This is a genomic window from Streptomyces sp. NPDC030838, from assembly GCF_055572035.1.
Genome location: NZ_JBVIED010000006.1, coordinates 1 through 18,162, shown reverse-complemented (window position 1 = coordinate 18,162; position 18,162 = coordinate 1). Strand labels below are relative to the sequence as shown.

Genomic DNA, 18,162 nt, shown 5'->3' with positions numbered 1-18,162 from the left:
GGCATGACCGCACCCGGCACCCGTGCCCAGGGCACCGCCGCGCTCACGGAGTTGCGGGAGTGGCAGCGCGCGCTGCGCGGCCAGTTCCCCATCGTCACCGGGCATCCGGACCTCGCCTACCTGGACAGCGCGGCCACCGCCCAGAAGCCGCAGGCCGTCCTCGACGCCGTCCAGGCCTACCTCACCACGACCAACGCCAACGCCGGACGGGGCACCTACCCCTGGGCCAACCGGAGCACCGCCCTGATCGAAGAGGCCCGCGAACGGGTCAAGCGGTTCGTGGGCGACCCGGCCCCGGAGGGCTCGGCCGTGCACTTCACCAGTGGCACCACGGAGGGGCTGCGCACGGTCGCCCGGGACTGGCTGCCCTCGTTCCTCTCCGACGGGGACGAGATCGTCGTCCCCGTCGCCGACCACCAGGCCAACATCGAGCCGTGGCTGGAGGCCCAGCGGCTGCTGGCCCGGCAGGGCGTGCACGTCCGGATCCGGCCGATGCCCTACCAGCCCGGCTCCGGGGACTACGACCACACCGCGCTCGCCGAACGGGCCGGTTCCCGCACCCGGTTCGTCGCCGTCACCCACGTCCACCACGTGTACGGCGGCGACATGAACGTCCACCGGATCCGCCGGGCGGTCGGCCCGGACGCGGTCATCTGCCTGGACGCCGCCCAGAGTGTCGGTCATGTGCCGGTGTCCGTGACCGACCTGGACGTCGACTTCGTCGTCTTCTCCGGGCACAAGGCCATGGCCCTGCCCGGGACGGGTGCCGTCTGGGCCCGCCAGGCGCGCGGACCGGCGTTCACGCCGGGCGGATGGTCCGGCACCCCCAACACCGTCGGCATCGCCTCCCTCTCGACGGCCCTGGACTGGCTGGACGGCGCGGGCGTCGACCGGATCGAACGGTGGACGGTCGCCCTGGCGGCACGGCTCACCGACGGACTGCGCCACCTGGACACCTACGAGATCCTGGGCTGCCAGACGAGTCTCGCCGCCGACTCCCCCGTCCAGCAGCGCCGGGGCATCGTCACGTTCCGGCACCGTGCCATCGACTCCGGCGACCTCGGCTTCATCCTTTTCAGCCACGGCTTCATGGTCCGCTCCGACCAGCACTGCCAGGGCAGCGCGGGCGAGCGGACCGGTTCTGTACGGGTGAGTCTGCATGTCTACAACGACGTGGCGGAGATCGACCGGTTGCTGTCCGTCCTGGCCTCACTGGCGTGAGGGGCCGGACGGGAGCGACCAAAAGGCGGAATGGGAACCGTTTTCACCTGTAGACTCGAGGTGCGCAAGAAACAGCAGGTGCGAGACGGCAAGGTGGCACGACCCCATGGGACTGAGCCTGGCGACGGCGGAGCGATGGGTGGAGCGCTGGGAACGCCAGCAAGAGTGGTACGCCATCGACCGCGAGGAGCGTTTCACGGTCATCGCCGACGTCGTCGAGCACGTCGCCGCGGGCCGGCCGGGGCGGCCGCTCGTCGTCGACCTCGGCTGCGGGCCCGGCTCGCTGGCCTCCCGGCTCGCCCGCCGGCTGCCGTACGCGGAGATCGTGGCCGTGGACCGCGACCCGCTGCTGCTGGAGCTGGCCCGCACCCATCACGCGGACGCGGCCCGGTACGTCGACGCGGACATCGACGCGCCGGGCTGGACGGAGGCCCTGGAGCTGGACCGCCCGCTCGACGCGGCCGTGTCCACCACCGCGCTGCACTACCTGCACCCGGACGCCCTCCGGCGCACCTACCGGCGGCTCGCGGACCTCCTGCGGCCCGGCGGGGTCCTCGTCAACGGCGACCATCTCCCGCACGACGACCCCGGGCTCGCCGAGATCGCCGGCCGGGTGGGCAGTCGCCACGCCGAGCGGCAGCAGGCCCGCACGCCGGAGGACTGGACCTCCTGGTGGACGGCCGTCGCCGAGGATCCCGAACTGGCCGACCTGCTCGCCGAACGCCGCAGCCGCGAGCCCTCCCCCGCGGGGCCCGCCCCCGTTCCTCTCTCCCTCACCGCCCATGTCCGCCTGCTGCGGCAGGCGGGGTTCCGGCAGGCCGGCGCGGTCTGGCAGTACGGCGACAGCCATGTGGTCGTCGCGATCCGCTGACTCCCGACGGCCGTACGGCAGCCCCGTGCTCAGCCCTCGGCGTGCGCCGGTTCCGGCGCGCGGTCGTGTGGCAGGTCGCGCTCGCGGCGCATCGGGCTCAGGGCGAGGAGCAGCCAGCAGGGCGCGACGAGCCCCGTCGTGATCCACATGGCCGTCCGGTACCCGACCGCGTCTCCGAGCACGCCGCCGAGCAGCGCCCCGAGCGGAATGGTGCTGTGGTTGATCATCATGGCCGTGGCCACGACCCGGCCCAGCAGGTGGGGCGGGCAGTAGGCCTGACGGAAGCTGCCGACCACGACGTTGGCCACGGAGATACCGGCCCCGACGAGGAAGGCGCCCAGCACGAACAGCAGCAGTCCCGGGCCGGCCGTGGTCATCGGGAGCAGCAGCGCGAACGGCGCGGTGACCGCCTGCAGGACGAGCAGGCCCCGCCCGGTGCCGAGCCGCCGGCCGACCCGGGTGGCCAGCAGCGCCCCCACCACACCGCCGACGCTGCCGCCGGACAGCAGCAGCCCGACCACGCCGGGGTCGAGCCCCACGGTACGCACCAGGAACACGACCTGGACGGCCTGATACCCCATCAGCGCCATGTTGACGACGGCGCCCCACATCACCATCGGCCGCAGATACCGGTCCCGGCCCACGAAGCGCAGTCCCTCGGCGATCTGCCGTCGCAGCGGCACGCGTTCCTCGTCGGGAGCCCGCTCCGGCTCGGCCACCTCGATCCGCCGCAGGCAGACCGCCGAGACCAGGAACGTCACGGCGTCGGCCACGAGCCCGGCGACCGCGCCGAACGCCTGGGCGAGCAGGCCCGCAGTGCCCGGCCCGGCGACCTGGGTGGCGGCCTCGCTGCCCTGGAGTTTCGCGTTGCCCTCGAGCAGGTCACGGCCGTCGAGCACGGCGCGGATGTACGCGTGGTACGCGGTGTTGAACCACACCGCCGCGGTGCCGCAGACCAACGCGACGGCGATCAGGTGATGCAGGGTGAGCGCGTCGAGCCACGCCGCCAGGGGAACGCTCAGCAGTGCCGCGACGGACACCAGATCGCACGCGATCATCAGCGGCCGCTTGCGCGTCCGGTCCACCCACGCGCCCACCGGCAGGCCCACCACCAGCCAGGGCAGCCACACCGCCGCGGCGAGCAGACCAACGGCGGTCGAGCCGGCGTCCAGCACCTCCACGGCGATCAGCGGCAGGGCCACCGCGGTGACGCTGTTGCCGAGCCCGCTGACGGTCTCGCCCCACCACAGCAGCCGGAAGTCCCGGTGGGCGAGGACTCCCCAGCGCGTCCGTGACCGGTCCGGCGTGTCGTTCGTCGTGTCCATCTCAGGAATCATGCCGTGCCTCAGGCACACCCCCGGAAGACCCCCGGCTCGCCGTGGTGTTCAGGACAGCCAGACGCGTTCCGGCTCGCCCTTCACCACGTGGTCGGCCCACTCCACGCCCTGCATGCACGAGTGGTCCATGTTGCCGATCTCGTAGCGCCAGGTGCCGAAGCGCCCCCGGGAGAAGATGCCGTGGCGGGCCAGCCAGGGCTGGATGACGGCGAGCGCGGCGTCCCGGCCGAGGGTGGGCACGGGGTACGTCTTGGCGGGGGCGCAGTGCCAGACGGAGACGATCAGGTCGCGGTCGTCCGGGCGGAGCACACCGGCGCGGATCAGGCCCTCGACGGTGTCGGGGACGACGGAGGCGGGGTCGACGGGCCGCTGGGACGAGGTGGAGGTCTCGGTGAGCAGGAGGGTCTGACCCGGTCGGCGGACCAGGTGGGGCGAGTAGCGGGACAGGTAGGTCAGCCGGTGGAAGGGGACGTCGGGTTCGGGGAAGTAGACCCAGGTGTGCGGGACCTCGATGGTGCGGTCGACCGCCACGCCGACCACGTGGGTGCCGGTGGCGCGCAACTTCCGGGCCGCGTCGGCCACTTCACGAGGGACGCCGGCGCATCGGGCGACCAGGTCGTCGACGGGCATGGTGGACAGCAGCGCGTCGTAGGGCCGGCGGTCTCCGTCGGCGGTGCGCACCTCGCGGGCGGCCGGGTCGACGGCGACGACGCGACGGTGCCAGAGGATCCGGTCGGCGAGGGGCTCGGCCAGCCTGTCGAAGAGGCGGCCGGTCCCGCCGTACAGGGGGTAGCGGAAGGTGCTGTTGGGGCCCCAGTCGCGGTTCTCCTCGCCGAGCAGGACGTTGCGCAGCACGGCGTCCACGTCGACCGTCGCGACCCGCTCGCCGATCCACTGGTACGCCATCTCCTCGGGCGGTGTCGCCCACACCTTCTGGTTGTACGGGAGCATGAAGTGCCGGGCGATGCCGCTGCCGAAGGTGGCGTCGACCCACGCGCGGAAGTCGGTGGGGGGCCGGTCCGCCCGGTCGCGCTGCGCGGCGATGAGTCCGGACAGGCACTCGTAGACGGTGGTGGGTTCCAGGCCGCGGAGGTTGTTCTGGAAGGGGTAGGGGATGTCACGCTGCTCCATGCGGATCGACGCCGCGCGGTGGAGGGTGGTGAAGTCGTCGCCGAGGAGCCGTTCCACGAGCGCCGTGTAGTACGGGTAGTGGCTGAACAGCACATGGCCGCCGATGTCGTAGGTGAAACCGCGGCCGTCGGTCTCGGAGCGGGCGAGTCCGCCGGGCCTGCCGGTGGCCTCCAGCACGACGTGGTCGCGGTGCCCGAGTTCGCTCAGGCGGTGGGCCGCCCCGAGTCCGGTGGGGCCCGCGCCGATGACGACCAGGCGTGGTTCGCTCATCGCCCTCTCCTCCGTTCCTTCGCGTGGCGCGGTCCTTCGGCGGCGCAGCGCCGCAGCACGGCGCACAGATCGTCGGCGTGCGTGTCGAAGGCGAAGGCGCGCCGGTGTTCCTCGACGGCGTCGCGTGCGCGGCGCAGGGTGTGGGTGGTGTTCAGCTGTGCGGCGAGGTCGTCGAGGTCGTCGTGGAGGACGCCGGTGCCGAGGCGTCGCACGAGCCGGTCGGCGGCCACCGCGCAGCCCGGGCTGCGCTGTTGGAGCAGCGGCACTCCGGCGGCCATCAGGGGCGGGATGCGGGCCGGGAGGTTGAGGTCGTCCCAGGTGGCGAGGGAGAGATCGCCGCCGTTGGCGCTGCGGACGCGGTGCAGCCATCCGGCGTCGTACCGGGACAGCACCCGGGTCCAGTCCCGCTGGTCGACGTGCGGGTGGAGGTGCACGTGGTGGGGTGCGTCGCGGAGCGCGTCCGCCATCCAGGCCGCCCAGTCGCCGGTGGGGCCGCGGCCCTGGACGAGACCGTGGAAGTGGGTGTGGATCCGGTGCGCGGCGAGGGTCCGCAGGCAGCCGGGGCCGAATCCGAGGGGGCGGCCGAGGACGACGGTGTGGAGTTCGCCGTCCCGCCGGGACAGCCGGTCCGTGCGGGGCCCGTCGAACCATTCGGCCTTGGGCAGGTCCCCGTCCAGGACGTATGCCGTGCGCGGGTCCGTGCGGTCGGGCAGGGCCAGCGCGAACCAGTCGCGTTCCTCGGGCGAGGAGTGGATCTGGGCGTCGGAGAGCCCGACGAGGTCGGCGAGCAGGGGCCACTCGCCGCGGCGGACGGCCGCCTGGGGCGACTCCTTGAAGTGCCAGACGAACGGCACGTCCCCTACGGCGTGCAGGACCGCGTGGGCGAACGGCACGGCCCGCCAGTTCAGCAGCGCGTAGACGACGTCCGGGCGGGCGGCGCGCACGGCGTGCGGCCAGTCGTGGTGGGGCAGGTCGGTGACATGGCCGAAGGGCAGCGGGCCGACGGTGTTCATGCCGAGGCCGTCGGGGGTCCACAGGCCGAGGAGCCGGTGGCCGCGCTCGGCGAGGGCGAGGATCCGTTCGGGGTTGTAGGCGAGTTCGCCGACGAGCAGGATGCGCAGGCCGTCCGGTGCGGGCGGGTAGCCGCGGCGGCGGAAGCGTGCGTAGAGGGCGGGTTCGTCGGTCTCGCCGCTGTCGGTGGAGTGGAAGCGCAGCGGCCGCCGCACGCCGTAGGTGCGGCGGAAGACGTTGAGTCCGCCGTCGTGGCTCTCCCGGATCGTCTTGTGCCGCTGTGCGGGGTGGTCGGTCCAGGTGCAGGTGGTGCGGCCGGTGCCGCGGGCGGTCCCGTGGCGGCGTACGGCCGACCAGTACAGGCGGTCGAGGTCGTCGCTCTCGAGGCTCTCGCGTTCCGGCCATCGCTCGGGCACCCGGCGGTGGGCGACCTGCACCAGTTGCAGACAGTGTCCCTCGGGGGCTCCCTGGGCGACCCGGCGTTCGTGGTGGCGGACGCCGCTGTGGGCGAGGGCCACGGCCGGGTCGGCGAGCACGTCCAGCAGGGCGGCCAGGTGGCCGGGGTCCCACAGGTCGTCGCTGGGCAGGTAGGCGACGACCGGGGCACGGGTCATGGCCAGGGCGGTGTTGAGGGCCGCGCCCAGGCCCCGGTTGCGGCGGAACCGGTGGTGGGAGACGCGCGGGTCGGACAGGTGGCCGGCGACGACCTCGGGCGTACGGTCCGTCGAGCCGTCGTCGACGACGGCGAGTTCCCAGTCCGGCACCGTCTGGGCCCTCAGGCTTCTCAGGGCGCGGCCGAGGAAGTCCGCCTGCTGGAACGTGGGCATGAGCACGGCGACGCGGGCGTCCGGTCCCCGGCCGAAGGCGGTGGCCCGGCTCATGGCGTGCCTCCCGCACGGGCGGGCGCGGCGCGGCTCATGGCGTGCCTCCCGCACGAGCGGGCGCGGCGCAGCTCATGGCGTGCCTCCCGCACGGGCGGGCGCGGCGCGGCTCATCGTGTGTCCCCCGTGCGGGCGAGCGCCGCCCGGTAGACCTCGGCGACGCGCGCGGCGAGGGACGGCCAGCCGTACGGGGCGGCGTGCCGCCGGGCTGCCGTGCCCAGGCGGGTCGCGGTGGCGGGGTCGGCCAGCACCCGGGTGAGGGCCCGCGCGAAGGACGCCGGGTCGCCGGGGCGCGCGAGCAGACCGTCGCGGCCGTCGCGCACCAGGTCGGGGATGCCGCCCACGCGGCTGGCCACGACGGGCACCCCTGCGGCCATGGCCTCCACCAGGACCGAGCCCAGCTCCTCGTAGACGCTCGGCAGGACCAGTACGTCGGCGTGCGCGAGGACCGCCGGGACGCTCCGGTGCGGCAGGAAGCCGGTGAAGCGGGCCCGGACGCCGAGCCGGGCCGCCCGTTCCTCCAGACCGGCCCGCAGCGGGCCGTCGCCGACGACCAGCAGCGGGGTGGCGCGGAGCGCCGGCAGCAGCGGGAAGGTGTCCAGCAGGGTGTCCACGCCCTTCTGCCGGACCAGGCGGCCGACGTAGACGACGCGCGGGTGCGGGAGGTCCGGGAAGGGGTCCGCGTACGGCCGCTGGAACAGGCCGGGGTCGAAGCCCGAGGGGATCACGTGCACCCGGTCGGGCGGACAGCCGCCGTCGACCAGGCGGCGCGCGGTGCCGGGGGTCAGCGTGATCACCGCGTCGGCCCGTGACGTGAGGCGGCGTTCGACCGCCGCGCCGAGCGAGCGCAGCACCAGGGTGCGCGGGTCGCGGCCGCGCAGGGTGTGGCGGAGGCTGCAGTGCACGGTGATCACCAGGGGGCACCGGAGGCGGTCGGCGGCGACCCGGGCGAGCGGCAGGACCGCGAGGTCCTCCCCCGCGTGGGCGTGGACGACGTCGACGGGGTTCCGCCGGCCGAGGGCGGCGGCCAGCGCCGGCGGGGCCCACAGCTGCCGCAGGACGGGGACGCCCAGGCCGGTCCGGATCACCACCGCCGACCGCCCGAGGGGCACCGCCCCGGCGGGACCGGCCAGCCGTGACGTCAGCACGAGCTGCTCGTGGCCGCACCGGTCGAGGCAGCGGGTCAGCTCCGCGGTGTGGTTCTGCATGCCGCCGATCGGGTCGTACGGCACGGCCCGCGCGCCGAGCCCGGCGGGTGCGGCGAGCGGCTCGAAGACGGAGGTGAACCGCAGCACGCGCAGGCCGGCCGCGACCACGCGGTGCGGGGCGGCCGCCGGGAGGGGGTGGGGGTCAGCGGCCATCCTGGTGCTCCTGGGTACCTGAGGGGTCGTGCTCTTGGGGGCGCGGGTACGGATACCGGTGCCCTGGTCGCTCCGGTCGGCGTGGCGGTGTGAAGGGAGGTCCGCCGTGGTCCCTCCCCTCGCCGATCCCGCGGTGCGGCGGGTCGCCTATCTGCGGGCCAGGGTGGGACTGGGCGATCTGCTGTGCACGATGCCGGCGCTGCGCGCGCTGCGGGCGGCCCGTCCCGATCTGCGGGTCACTCTCATCACCTGGCCGGAGACCGCGCCCGTCCTCGCCCGTTTCCGGGACTGCGTCGACGAGCTGCTGCCCTTCCCCGGCCGGCCGGGCATCCCCGAGCGGCCTCCGAGGCCCGAGCGGCTCGGCGCGTTCCTCGACGCGGCCCGCGCACGCCGTTTCGACCTGCTGATCCAGGGCTACGGCGATCGTCTGGCCGCCCATGCGGCGTGCGATCTGATCCCCGCCGCGCGCCGGGGCGGCTTCGCCGCGCGGGGCTTCGAGACCACGGATGCGGCGCTCTACCTGCCGTATCCGCGCGGAGTGCACGAGATCCGGCGGCACCAGCGGCTCGTCGCGCACCTCGGCGGGCCGCTGGGCACCGAGCGGACGCCGTACTTCCCGCTGCGCGCCCGGGACCGGTCCCGGTGCGGCGCCCTGATGAACCGCCATGGGCTGGCCCCGGGCCGCTACGCCGTGCTGCACCCGGGGGCCACCTCGCCCAGCCGCCGCTGGCCGGCCGAGCGGTTCGCGGCCGTGGCCGACGGGCTGGCGGCGCGCGGGCTGCGGTGCGTGGTGACGGGGGTGCGGGGCGAGGAACCGGTCACCTCGGCAGTCGTCCGGCACGCCCGGTCGCCGCTGGCGGATCTGACCGGGCAGGCGTCGCTCGGCGCGTTCGCCTGCCTGCTCGCCGACGCGGCCCTGCTGGTCTCCAACGACACGGGCGCCGCCCACCTGGCCGCTGCCACCGCCACGCCCAGCGTGACGGTGTTCCTCTCCGGGGACCCGGTCCGCTGGGCCTATCCCCTGCTCCGGCACCGCGTGGTCCGCGCCGGGGCGGACTGCAGTCCCTGCCCGCACCTGACGTGCCCGATCGACTTCCGGTGCGCTCATGGTGTGCTCGCCGAGGACGTGATGGGCACGGCGATGTCCCTGCTGGAGTGACCCGGTGTCCGGTGCTCCCCGCGGTGGGCGCGGGCGGCGGCGGTGAGCACCGTTCCGGTGGCGGTCACCATGGTCGCGGCGTCCAGCCCCGCCAGCGCCGTGGCACGGGCCCGCCGTCCGAGGGCGCGCGCCCGCGCGGGGTGGAGGACGAGGTCGTCCAGGGCCGCGGCGAGCGCGTCCGCGTCCTCCACGGGCACGGTGACGACCGCGTCGCCCAGCGCCTCGGGCACGTCGCCGACGGGCGTGGTCACACACGGCAGCGCACGCGCCATCGCCTCCAGGAGGGCCAGTGAGAGGGCCTCCGCGCGGGAGGGCAGGCAGAAGACGTCGATGCCCCGCAGGAAGCGGGGAACGTCGGAGACGAATCCGTGGAAGGTGACGGGCAGTCCGGCGGCCGCGGCCCGCAGCGCGGCGTGGTCACGGCCTTCGCCGGCCACGTCGAGGGTGACGCGCCGTCCCCGGGCCACCAGCGCGGCGACGGCGTCGAGGAGGACGTCGAAGCCCTTCTGCGGGGTCAGGCGGCCCACCGCCCCGATGCGGCAGGGCCCGGCGGCACGCGCGGGCGGGAAGGCGGCCGGCGGGATGTCGACGCCGTTGCGCACCCGGACGACGCGTTCGCCCGGGACGGCGAGCCGGCCGCGCGCCGTGTGCGCGATCTCCGCCGAGACGGCGACCACGGCGGTCAGCCGCCCGAACAGCGCGCGCAGCTCGTCCGTCGCGTCCGCGGCGGTGCCCGGCATGTGGAGCGTCGCGACCGTCGGCGCGTGGGCCACGGCCGCGGCGACGGCGGCCCGGTTGCTGCCCGGGTCGACGAGGTTGACGTGCCAGACGTCCATCGTCCGCGCGTCCAGCAGGCGGTCCAGCCACGGCGCCCGGTCCCGGTGCCGGGCGAGCGGCACCACCTGGACGTCCTCGCAGCGTTCCCGCAGGTCCTCGAAGCGGTCCGCGACCGGTTCGGCGACCACCAGGGTGCAGGCGAACCGCCGCTCGGGCAGCCTGCGCAGTAACTGGCGCACGTACACCTCGGCGCCGCCGAAGGCGTCGCTGTCCACGAGCAGGCCGAGCCGGAGCGGCGCGGCGCCGTCCGTATCGCCGGGTACGAGCACGGGGCATCCCCTCCCGCGGTCGGCAACGCGCCACCGAGTTCCCGGACCGGGCGGTTCCCACACGGTGTTCCGTGCGGGCGGCGGATCAGCGGGGGACCAGCTTCCCGGGGTCCGCCGCCGCGGTGTCCAGGGCGATGGCGAGGTCGACCGCGTCGCGGACGGGGGCCGCGTCGTGCACGCGGACCACGCGGGCGCCGCGGCTCACGGCCAGCGCGCAGGCCGCGACCGTGGCCGGGGCACGCTGGTCCTTGTCGCGGCCGAGCAGCCGGCCGAGGAAGATCTTGTTCGAGGGAGCGGCGAGCAGCGGATGCCCCAGGCCCGCGAAGGTGCGGAAGTGGGCGAGCAGGGTGAGGGACTGCTGCCAGCTCTTGCCCAGATCGATCCCGGGGTCGATCAGGACCGCCGACGGTTCCAGGCCCGCGTTCCGGGCCTGGTCCGCCAGCTCCAGCAGGCGCCGTGCCACGTCCCGCACCAGGTCGTCGTACCGGGGATCCGGATCGGGCACGCCGACCGGCAGCCGGATGTGCGTGGCGACGACGGACGCGCCCGCCGCCGCGGCGGTGGCCGGATAGGCCGGGTCGGCGAAGCCGCTCATGTCGTTGCCGAGTACGGCACCGGCGCGGAAGGCCTCGGCGGCGACGGTCGCGCGGCGCGTGTCCACGGACAGCGGAACGTCGAAGCGGCGGCGGAGCTCCTCGACGGTGGACGCCACCAGGTCCGTCTCCTCCGGCTCGGTGACCTCGCGGACGCCGACTCCTCCCGGCCGGGCCCCGATGTCGAGAAGGTCCGCACCGCCGTCGACGAGATGCTCGGCACGGCGCAGCAGAGCGTCCAGTTCGTAGTAGGCGCCCCCGTCGTAGAACGAGTCCCGCGTGCGGTTCAGCACGCCCATCACCAGGACCCGGTGGGTGAGGTCGATCCGTTCGCCGCCGAGCACGATCTCCATGCCCTGTTCAGTAGCCCGGCCCTCCGGCCGAGAACCGCCCCGCCGCCCAAGCCGCCCGTTCGGCCGCACGGCCTCGCGGTCAGGAGTGGGACCGGTCGGCGAGGGCGCAGTCGGTCAGCAGATCTCTGGCGTCCGCCCCGGCGGGCAGGCCGACCGTGCGGGAGGCCGGCGGGCGTTGGCTTCCGGCGAGCCAGTTCTCGAGCGCGGTGAACGCCGAGCGGTGGCAGGGCGTGAGCGGGCGCAGCCGGTCCGGGAAGGCGTCGACGAGGCCGTCGCTGTGGGTGCCGCCCTCGATCCGGTAGTAGCGGTGGAGGTGGCCGCGCCCGGCGTCGTGGACCATGCGGGCGTAGACGTCCGAGTCCTGGCCGATCGGGAGCAGGACGTCGAGGGTGCCGTGGAAGGTGATCAGCGGCTTGCCGATCCGCCCGGTGAGCGCGATCCTCCGCACGGCGTCCCTGACCTCGTCGGGGCGGGCCGCGTAGTCGTAGTCGGTGTCGCAGCCGGGGGTGCCCGGCGTGCAGTACGGCGTGCCGGCCTCCGCCGGACCGTCGTAGCCGGGGTCGAGTTCCTCGCGGTAGATGCGCTGGGTCAGGTCCCAGTAGACCTGGTGGTGGTACGGCCACAGGAACTCCGAGCCGGCCGGGAATCCCGCGGCGTGCAGCGCGGCCCGCGCCTGCTCGGCGTCCGCGCCGCCCGCGGCGTACCGGGGGTACGCGCGCAGCGCCTGCGGCAGGAAGTGCAGCAGGGTGGGTCCGTCGGAGCGCCAGAGGGTGCCCTCCCAGTCCACTCCCCCGTCGTAGAGCTCGGGATGGTGCTCGAGCTGCCAGCGCACCAGGTAGCCGCCGTTGGACATGCCGGTCACCAGGGTGCGGGACGGCGGGCGCAGATAGCGCTGGGCGACCGCCGCGCGGGCGGCTCTGGTGAGCTGGGTGACCCGGTGGTTCCATTCGGCGATGGCGTCGCCCGGTCTCTTCCCGTCGCGGTGGAAGGCGAGCCCGGTGTTGCCCTTGTCGGTGGCGGCGTAGGCGTAGCCGCGGGCGAGTACCCAGTCGGCGATGGCCCGGTCGTTGGCGTACTGCTCGCGGTTGCCGGGGGTGCCCGCCACGACCAGGCCGCCGTTCCAGCGGTCCGGCAGGCGGAGGACGAACTGGGCGTCGTGGTTCCAGCCGTGGTTGGTGTTGGTGGTGGAGGTGTCCGGGAAGTAACCGTCGATCTGGATGCCCGGGACCCCGCTCGGCACCGCCAGGTTCTTCGGGGTGAGCCCGGCCCAGTCGGCGGCGTCCGTGTGGCCGGAGGCGACCGTCCCGGCCGTGGTCAGCTCCTCCAGGCAGGCCGTCCGTTGGTGTTCGGCGCCCGGTACGCGCACCTGGGCCAGGCGTGCGCAGTGGCCCGTCGCCCCGCGGTCGGCCGGCTCGGCCGTCGCCGGGGAGGAGGTGAGGACGAGCGCGGCCAGGGCGAGACCGGCCGGGACGCCCCGTTGCCAGAAGCGTGGGGTGGAACCGCGGGCGAGACGCATCAGCTGCCTCCGGGATCGGGTGCATGGATGCGCGGGAGGTTAGGCCGCCCGGAGCGGCTGTGACCATGGAGGCCCATCACATATGACTCCCGGTCAACCTGGTTGCCGCACCCATGCCTAGGACGCGGGGCCGCCCCGATGATGCCCCCACCCCGTCCACCGCAGCAGGAGGCAGTCGCCATGAGACAGCCGCACCGCCCCGAGAAGAGCCGCCGCCTCGGGCGAGTCATCCGCCGCTGGGTCACCGCCGCGGCGGGGGCTCTCGCCCTCACCGCCGGACTGGTGGCCGCGGGACCGCCCGCCTCGGCCGCGGGCCTGACCCAGGTCACCGGTTTCGGCAGCAATCCCGGCAACCTGTCCATGTTCGCCTACGTACCCGACGGCCTGCCCTCCGGAGCCCCGCTCGTGGTGGCCCTGCACGGCTGCACGCAGAGCGCGAACGACTACTACGCCCACTCGGGGTGGCCCGAGCTGGCCGACCGCCACGGCTTCGCGGTGGTCTTCCCCCAGACGAGCAGCGCGAACAACGCCAACTCCTGCTTCAACTGGTTCGAGCCGGGCGACAGCACACGCGGCCGCGGCGAGGCGCTGTCGATCAGGCAGATGGTCGACAAGGCGGTCGCGCAGTACGGCAGCGACCCCCGGCGCGTCCACATCACGGGCCTGTCGGCCGGCGGCGGCATGACGGCGAACATGCTCGCCGCGTACCCCGACGTCTTCGCTGGCGGGGCCATCGCCTCGGGGCTGCCCGCCCGCTGCGCCGACACCGTGTCCGCGGCCTACACCTGCATGTACGGCCCGCCGGACAAGACCCCCGCCCAGTGGGGAGACCTGGTGCGCGCCGCCGCTCCCGCCGGGACCACCTCCTGGCCGCGCGTGGCGATCTGGCAGGGCACCGCCGACACCACGGTCCGGCCCGCCAACGCGACCGAACTGCGCGACCAGTGGACGAACGTGTGGGGCATCGGCCAGACCCCGTCCCGCACCCAGAACCTCACCGGCGGCACCACACTGAGCGTCTACGACGACGCCTCCGGGCGCCCCGCGGTCCACGTCTACTCGGTCTCCGGCATGGGCCACGGGCTCGCGGTCGACCCCGGCAGCGGCGCCGAGCAGTGCGGCGCCACCGGTACGTACTACCTCGACACCATCTGCTCCAGCCATCACACCGCCCGCTTCTGGGGGCTGGACGGCGGCGACGGAGGCACCGGAGCGCTGCCCGCCCCGACCGGGCTGACCGTCACCGGGACCACCGACACCACCGTCGCCCTGCGCTGGAACGCGGTCGCCGGAGCGGCGTCGTACCACGTCTTCCGCGGCGGTGCGAAAGTGGGCAGCACCGCGTCCACCACCTACACGGACACCGCCCTGGCCACCGGCACGACGTACCGCTACACGGTGACCGCCGTCGACGCCACGGGCACCTCGGGCACGGCCTCCGCCGCGGTGACCGCGACCACCACCGGCTTCAGCCCCACGTGCCACACGGCGAGCAACTACGACCACACCGTCGCCGGACGGGCCTACGCGAGTGGCGGCCAGACCTACGCCAAGGGTTCCGACCAGCACATGGGCCTGTGGAACACGTTCACCACCCGTACGCTGCAGCAGACCTCGCCGGGCTACTACGTGGTCGTCGCCGGCTGCTGATCCCTCAGGCAGCCGCGGTTTCTTCCTCCGATTCTTCCTGGACCGCACCGGGCCGGAATGGTGACATCGTCCCAGGTCGTGCGGCGGTTCCGCATCGCCGGCCGGTCCCCGACGCCTGTGGAGGAATCGCTGTGTCCGTCGTGCTGTCCACCGAAGCGCTGTCCGCCTCCGACCGGGCCGAACGCTGGCGGGAAGCGGTGTCCCGCACCTTCGTCCCGCTCGACGTCCGTCTCCTGGAGCCGGAGCCGGAGCCGAGCCCGGGACGGATCGTCAGTCACCGGCTCGGCGCGCTCCAGGTGTCCCGCGTCCAGGCGGGGCCACAAGTGGCCACGCGCAGCAGGCGGTTGATCGCTCGCGACGACCGGCGGTTCCTCATCCTCACGCTGCAGCAGCGGGGCACCTCAGTGAAGCAACAGGACGGCCGGGAGACCGCGGTCACGCCGGGCGAGTTCTCGCTCTCCGATTCGGCCCGGCTGTTCCGGAAGAAGCTGGACGGCGCGTTCTGCTTCACCTCCTTCCACTTCCCCCGGGAGGAGCTGCGCGTACGGGACGAGGATCTGCGCGCGCTGACGGCGACGGCCTTCTCCGGCCGGGAGGGCAGCGGGGCGCTGGTGGCGGCCTATCTGGCCCGGATGGCGGACGAGGCGTCCGGACTGGGCGGGGCCGTCGGCCGCGAGTTCGCCGTCACCGCGCTGGACCTGCTGGCCCTGCTGATCGACGAACGGCGTGGCCGGTTCGCGCCGCAGGCACCGGAGGCGGCCGCGGCCATGCTCGCGCGGGTGAAGGACCACATCCTGCGCCATCTCTCCGATCCCGATCTGTCACCGTCGCGGATCGCCGCGGCCCACTTCCTGTCGGTCCGTTATCTGCACAAGCTGTTCGAGCTGGAAGGCGTCTCCGTCAGCGAGTGGATCCGGACCCAGCGCCTGGAGCGGTGCCGCCGGGATCTCCAGCGGCCCGCGGCCGCGCAGCTCGGGGTGGCGACCGTCGCCCGGCGCTGGGGCTTCGTCAGCCCCAGTCACTTCAGCCGGGTCTTCCGCGCGGCCTACGGCGTCTCGCCCCGCGACTGGCAGGTGCACGGTCAGTCCACTGCCTCATGACCCGAACCGGGTGGGCGGGGCCGGACGTCCTGCGGTCAGGGCGTCGAGGGCGGCGCCCGCCTCTTCCAGCATGGCCGCTGGGAGGCTGTCGACCATCGAGAGGACGGTACGGAACTCCGCCTCGGCCTCGGTGTGTTCGCCGAGGTGGGTGAGCGCGTGGGCCAGATGGAGCCGGAGCATGCCCTCGCGCTCGTGCCAGCCGTGGGCGTCGAGCTGGCCGCGCAGGGGGCGCAGCGCCTCGACGGCCTCCCGCCAGCGGCCCTGGTTGAGATGGACGAACGACACGCTGAACGTAGCGTGCGTCCGCGCGTAGTCCCGGATGCTGGGCGGCACGCGGTCGCGATTGCCCGGGTCCGCGAGGACGCTCATCACCTCCTCGTAGGCCGCGAGGGCCTCCTCCGGGCGGCCTGCTTTCTCCGCGACCCTGACGGCGAAGGTGGACGCCGCCAGATAACCGTTGATCTCGTCCGCCCGGGCGAACAGTTCCATGGCCCGGCGGTAGTTGTCGGTGGCGGACGACAACTCGTCGGCCTGGGCCTGGAGTCCTCCGAGATGATGGTGCGCCCAGGCCTCCTGGACGATGTCCCCGCAGGCCCTGGCGATCTCCCTCGCGCGCGTGGCCTCCACGACCGCCTTGTCGTACCGGCGTTCGGCGATCCAGTAGGCGCCCGCGAGGTTGTTGCGGTGGCCGGCCTCCAGCGACGCGTCGCCCAGCGCGGCGCCGGCCTCGGCCGCACGCCGGTAGACCTCGACCCAGTGGCCCCAGGACACCCAGTGGTCCGAGAACCAGAAGGTGGCGTCGGCGAGCTCGGCGACCCTGGCGTGCTCGCCGGCCTCGGCGGCCTCGCGGAAGGCCGCCAGCCAGTGGTCGCTCTCCGTCTTGAGCCAGTGCATCGCCTGCTCGCGGTCGTCGAGGGCGACCAGGCGGCCGGGATCGGGCGGCGGCGCGCCGTAGTCCGGCTCGTACCAGCGGCCGGCGAGAACGGCCGTGTCCAGCAGCCAGGTACGCAGGCGGGTGCGCGCGGCCTCCGACTCCTCCGCGGTGTCCTCGGCGCGGTGGCGGGCCCGGGCGTACAGCCGGAGCAGGTCGTGGAAGCGGTAGCGGTCGCCGCGGGCGGCCATCAGGAGTCCCGCCTCCAGCAGTTCCTCCAGCAGGTCCTCGGCGGCGGGCAGGGAGGTGTCCGCGAGGACGGCCGCCGGCGGCACGCCGAAGTCCCCGCCGGGCACCAGCGACAGCAGCCGGAACATCCGGGCCGCTCCCGGGGCGAGACGCGAGTAGGACAGCGCGAAGGCGGAGTTGACGCGCAGGTCACCGGCGCTGAGCGCGTCGAGCCTGCGCTCCTCGTCGGCGAGCCGGTCGGCGAGCCGTCGCAGGCTCCAGTTGGTGCGGGTGGCGGCCCAGTTGGCGGCGACCCGCAGGGCCAGCGGGAGGTGCCCGCACAGCTCGGTCACCGAGCGCGCGGCTTCCGGTTCCGCGTCCACGCGGGCGGCGCCGACCACGGCCCGCAGCAGGGCGACGGACTCCTGTGGAGTCAGCGCGCCGAGTTCCACCCGCCGGACGCCTTCCAGGCCCGCCAGGGTGTGACGGCTGGTCACCAGCATGAGCAGCCGTCCCTCGTGCGGCAGCAGCGGCCTGACCTGGGCTTCGCTACCGACGTTGTCGAGTACGACGACCGCGCGGAGCGTGGCGGTCAGCGCGCGGTACCGCGCGAGCCGCTCCTCGGCACTCTGCCGGGCCAGTTCGGCGTCGCCGACGCCCCACCCACTCAGCAGGCGCAGCACGGCCTGCTCCGCCGACAGCGGCTGCGCGTCCAGGCCCCGCATGTCCAGCAGGAACGTTCCGTCCGGGAAGGACCGCGCGGACTCCTCGGCGAGCCGGACCGCCAGCGTGGACTTGCCGCTGCCGGGCGGGCCGAACAGCACCGCCGGGGGCACCGGGGAACGCGTTCCCTGATGCCCCGTCGGGGGGTCCTCGGTGGCCTGCCGCACCAGGGCGCGGAGCGTGGTCAGCTCCGCGTGCCGGCCCACGAAGTCCAGGACACCTCTGGGCAGGGTGTACGGCGACACCGCCGCGAAGGCGGACGGCTGCGCGGCGGGACGGCCGGCCCGGGCGGCGGCCATCAGCTCGGCGTGCGCCGCCTCGTCCAGCTCCAGGCCCTGGGCGAGCGCGGTGACCGTCCCTCGGTGCGGACGCAGGCTGCGGCCCCGCTCCATGTCGCCGATGGCACGCCCGGACACGCCGGATGCCTCGGCCAGCTCCTCGATCGTCCAGCGGCGGCTCTGCCGCAACTCCCGCAACAGACGGCCGAACGACGTGCCGGCACCGCTTCTTCCGCTGTCCCCCCTGTCCACGCGGCCAAGTGTAGGGGGGCAGGTGCCGATCTAGGTGGTCAGGGGCGGGTCACCAGCGGTTTCACGTACGGACTCTTGTCGAGGCCGTAGAGGATCCGGGTGTTGTTCCGCCTCCTGCGGTCCGGGTGTTCTCCACCGGCACCGGGGGGGGGGGGGGGGGGGGGGGAGAGGGGAGGGGGGGGGGGGGGTGGGAGGGGGGGGGGGGGAGCGGGGTGGGGGGTGGAGACATGGAAGGTGGCGGGTGGGGGGA

The 18,162-nt window shown here is 74.3% G+C and carries 13 protein-coding genes; 5 read left to right on the top strand and 8 right to left on the bottom strand.

The window, feature by feature from the left end:
• Window positions 1–3 precede the first annotated feature (3 nt).
• The gene (locus ACZ42A_RS17665; protein WP_468528120.1) at window positions 4–1,221 is read left to right on the top strand and encodes an aminotransferase class V-fold PLP-dependent enzyme; all 1,218 of its coding nucleotides are present in this window, start codon (window positions 4–6) and stop codon (window positions 1,219–1,221) included.
• Between the two features lie 106 nt (window positions 1,222–1,327).
• Window positions 1,328–2,092: a class I SAM-dependent methyltransferase gene (locus tag ACZ42A_RS17660; RefSeq protein WP_468528119.1), complete on the top strand. Its 765-nt coding sequence runs from the start codon at window positions 1,328–1,330 to the stop codon at window positions 2,090–2,092.
• A gap of 29 nt (window positions 2,093–2,121) precedes the next feature.
• Here ACZ42A_RS17660 and ACZ42A_RS17655 read toward each other — a convergent pair whose 3' ends face one another.
• The 4 genes from ACZ42A_RS17655 to ACZ42A_RS17640 form a co-directional block, all read right to left on the bottom strand.
• Window positions 2,122–3,417 carry an MFS transporter gene (locus ACZ42A_RS17655; protein WP_468528118.1) on the bottom strand — a complete coding sequence of 432 codons (1,296 nt, stop codon included), beginning with the start codon at window positions 3,415–3,417 and terminating at the stop codon, window positions 2,122–2,124.
• A 60-nt stretch (window positions 3,418–3,477) separates the two neighbouring features.
• Window positions 3,478–4,830, bottom strand: coding sequence for a protoporphyrinogen/coproporphyrinogen oxidase (locus tag ACZ42A_RS17650; RefSeq protein WP_468528117.1), 1,353 nt, complete (start codon window positions 4,828–4,830; stop codon window positions 3,478–3,480).
• Entirely contained in the window at window positions 4,827–6,722 is a 1,896-nt protein-coding gene (locus ACZ42A_RS17645; RefSeq protein WP_468528116.1) for a glycosyltransferase family 2 protein, read from the bottom strand. The genes ACZ42A_RS17650 and ACZ42A_RS17645 overlap by 4 nt, the downstream gene beginning before the upstream one ends.
• Before the next feature lie 110 nt (window positions 6,723–6,832).
• On the bottom strand, window positions 6,833–8,083 hold the full coding sequence (locus ACZ42A_RS17640; RefSeq protein WP_468528115.1) for a glycosyltransferase family 4 protein: 1,251 nt from the start codon (window positions 8,081–8,083) through the stop codon (window positions 6,833–6,835).
• A gap of 106 nt (window positions 8,084–8,189) precedes the next feature.
• Here ACZ42A_RS17640 and ACZ42A_RS17635 point away from each other — a divergent pair, with 106 nt between their 5' ends.
• Entirely contained in the window at window positions 8,190–9,242 is a 1,053-nt protein-coding gene (locus ACZ42A_RS17635; protein ID WP_468528114.1) for a glycosyltransferase family 9 protein, read from the top strand.
• On the opposite strand, the gene ACZ42A_RS17630 is transcribed toward ACZ42A_RS17635, so the two are convergent.
• From ACZ42A_RS17630 to ACZ42A_RS17620, 3 genes are all read right to left on the bottom strand, one after another.
• A complete protein-coding gene (locus ACZ42A_RS17630; RefSeq protein WP_468528113.1) occupies window positions 9,188–10,348 on the bottom strand; it encodes a glycosyltransferase family 4 protein in 1,161 nt (386 codons plus the stop codon). The two genes, ACZ42A_RS17635 and ACZ42A_RS17630, sit on opposite strands and share 55 nt — an antisense overlap.
• 85 nt (window positions 10,349–10,433) lie before the next feature.
• Entirely contained in the window at window positions 10,434–11,294 is an 861-nt protein-coding gene (folP, locus tag ACZ42A_RS17625) for a dihydropteroate synthase (protein WP_468528112.1), read from the bottom strand.
• Between the two features lie 79 nt (window positions 11,295–11,373).
• The gene (locus tag ACZ42A_RS17620; protein WP_468528111.1) at window positions 11,374–12,810 is read right to left on the bottom strand and encodes a tannase/feruloyl esterase family alpha/beta hydrolase; all 1,437 of its coding nucleotides are present in this window, start codon (window positions 12,808–12,810) and stop codon (window positions 11,374–11,376) included.
• 180 nt (window positions 12,811–12,990) lie between these two features.
• Here ACZ42A_RS17620 and ACZ42A_RS17615 point away from each other — a divergent pair, with 180 nt between their 5' ends.
• Window positions 12,991–14,460, top strand: coding sequence for an extracellular catalytic domain type 1 short-chain-length polyhydroxyalkanoate depolymerase (locus ACZ42A_RS17615; RefSeq protein WP_468528110.1), 1,470 nt, complete (start codon window positions 12,991–12,993; stop codon window positions 14,458–14,460).
• A gap of 131 nt (window positions 14,461–14,591) precedes the next feature.
• Complete coding sequence (locus tag ACZ42A_RS17610) at window positions 14,592–15,560, top strand: AraC-like ligand-binding domain-containing protein (protein ID WP_468528109.1); 969 nt, start codon at window positions 14,592–14,594, stop codon at window positions 15,558–15,560.
• On the opposite strand, the gene ACZ42A_RS17605 is transcribed toward ACZ42A_RS17610, so the two are convergent.
• On the bottom strand, window positions 15,555–17,912 hold the full coding sequence (locus ACZ42A_RS17605) for a helix-turn-helix domain-containing protein (RefSeq protein WP_468528108.1): 2,358 nt from the start codon (window positions 17,910–17,912) through the stop codon (window positions 15,555–15,557). The two genes, ACZ42A_RS17610 and ACZ42A_RS17605, sit on opposite strands and share 6 nt — an antisense overlap.
• Window positions 17,913–18,162 lie beyond the last annotated feature (250 nt).

Coding starts and splice junctions, on each gene's coding strand:
- ACZ42A_RS17665 (WP_468528120.1), top strand. CDS start 4: ATGACCGCACCCGGCACCCGTGCCCAGGGCACCGCCGCGCTCACGGAG.
- ACZ42A_RS17660 (WP_468528119.1), top strand. CDS start 1,328: ATGGGACTGAGCCTGGCGACGGCGGAGCGATGGGTGGAGCGCTGGGAA.
- ACZ42A_RS17655 (WP_468528118.1), bottom strand. CDS start 3,417: ATGGACACGACGAACGACACGCCGGACCGGTCACGGACGCGCTGGGGA.
- ACZ42A_RS17650 (WP_468528117.1), bottom strand. CDS start 4,830: ATGAGCGAACCACGCCTGGTCGTCATCGGCGCGGGCCCCACCGGACTC.
- ACZ42A_RS17645 (WP_468528116.1), bottom strand. CDS start 6,722: ATGAGCCGGGCCACCGCCTTCGGCCGGGGACCGGACGCCCGCGTCGCC.
- ACZ42A_RS17640 (WP_468528115.1), bottom strand. CDS start 8,083: ATGGCCGCTGACCCCCACCCCCTCCCGGCGGCCGCCCCGCACCGCGTG.
- folP (WP_468528112.1), bottom strand. CDS start 11,294: ATGGAGATCGTGCTCGGCGGCGAACGGATCGACCTCACCCACCGGGTC.
- ACZ42A_RS17620 (WP_468528111.1), bottom strand. CDS start 12,810: ATGCGTCTCGCCCGCGGTTCCACCCCACGCTTCTGGCAACGGGGCGTC.
- ACZ42A_RS17615 (WP_468528110.1), top strand. CDS start 12,991: ATGAGACAGCCGCACCGCCCCGAGAAGAGCCGCCGCCTCGGGCGAGTC.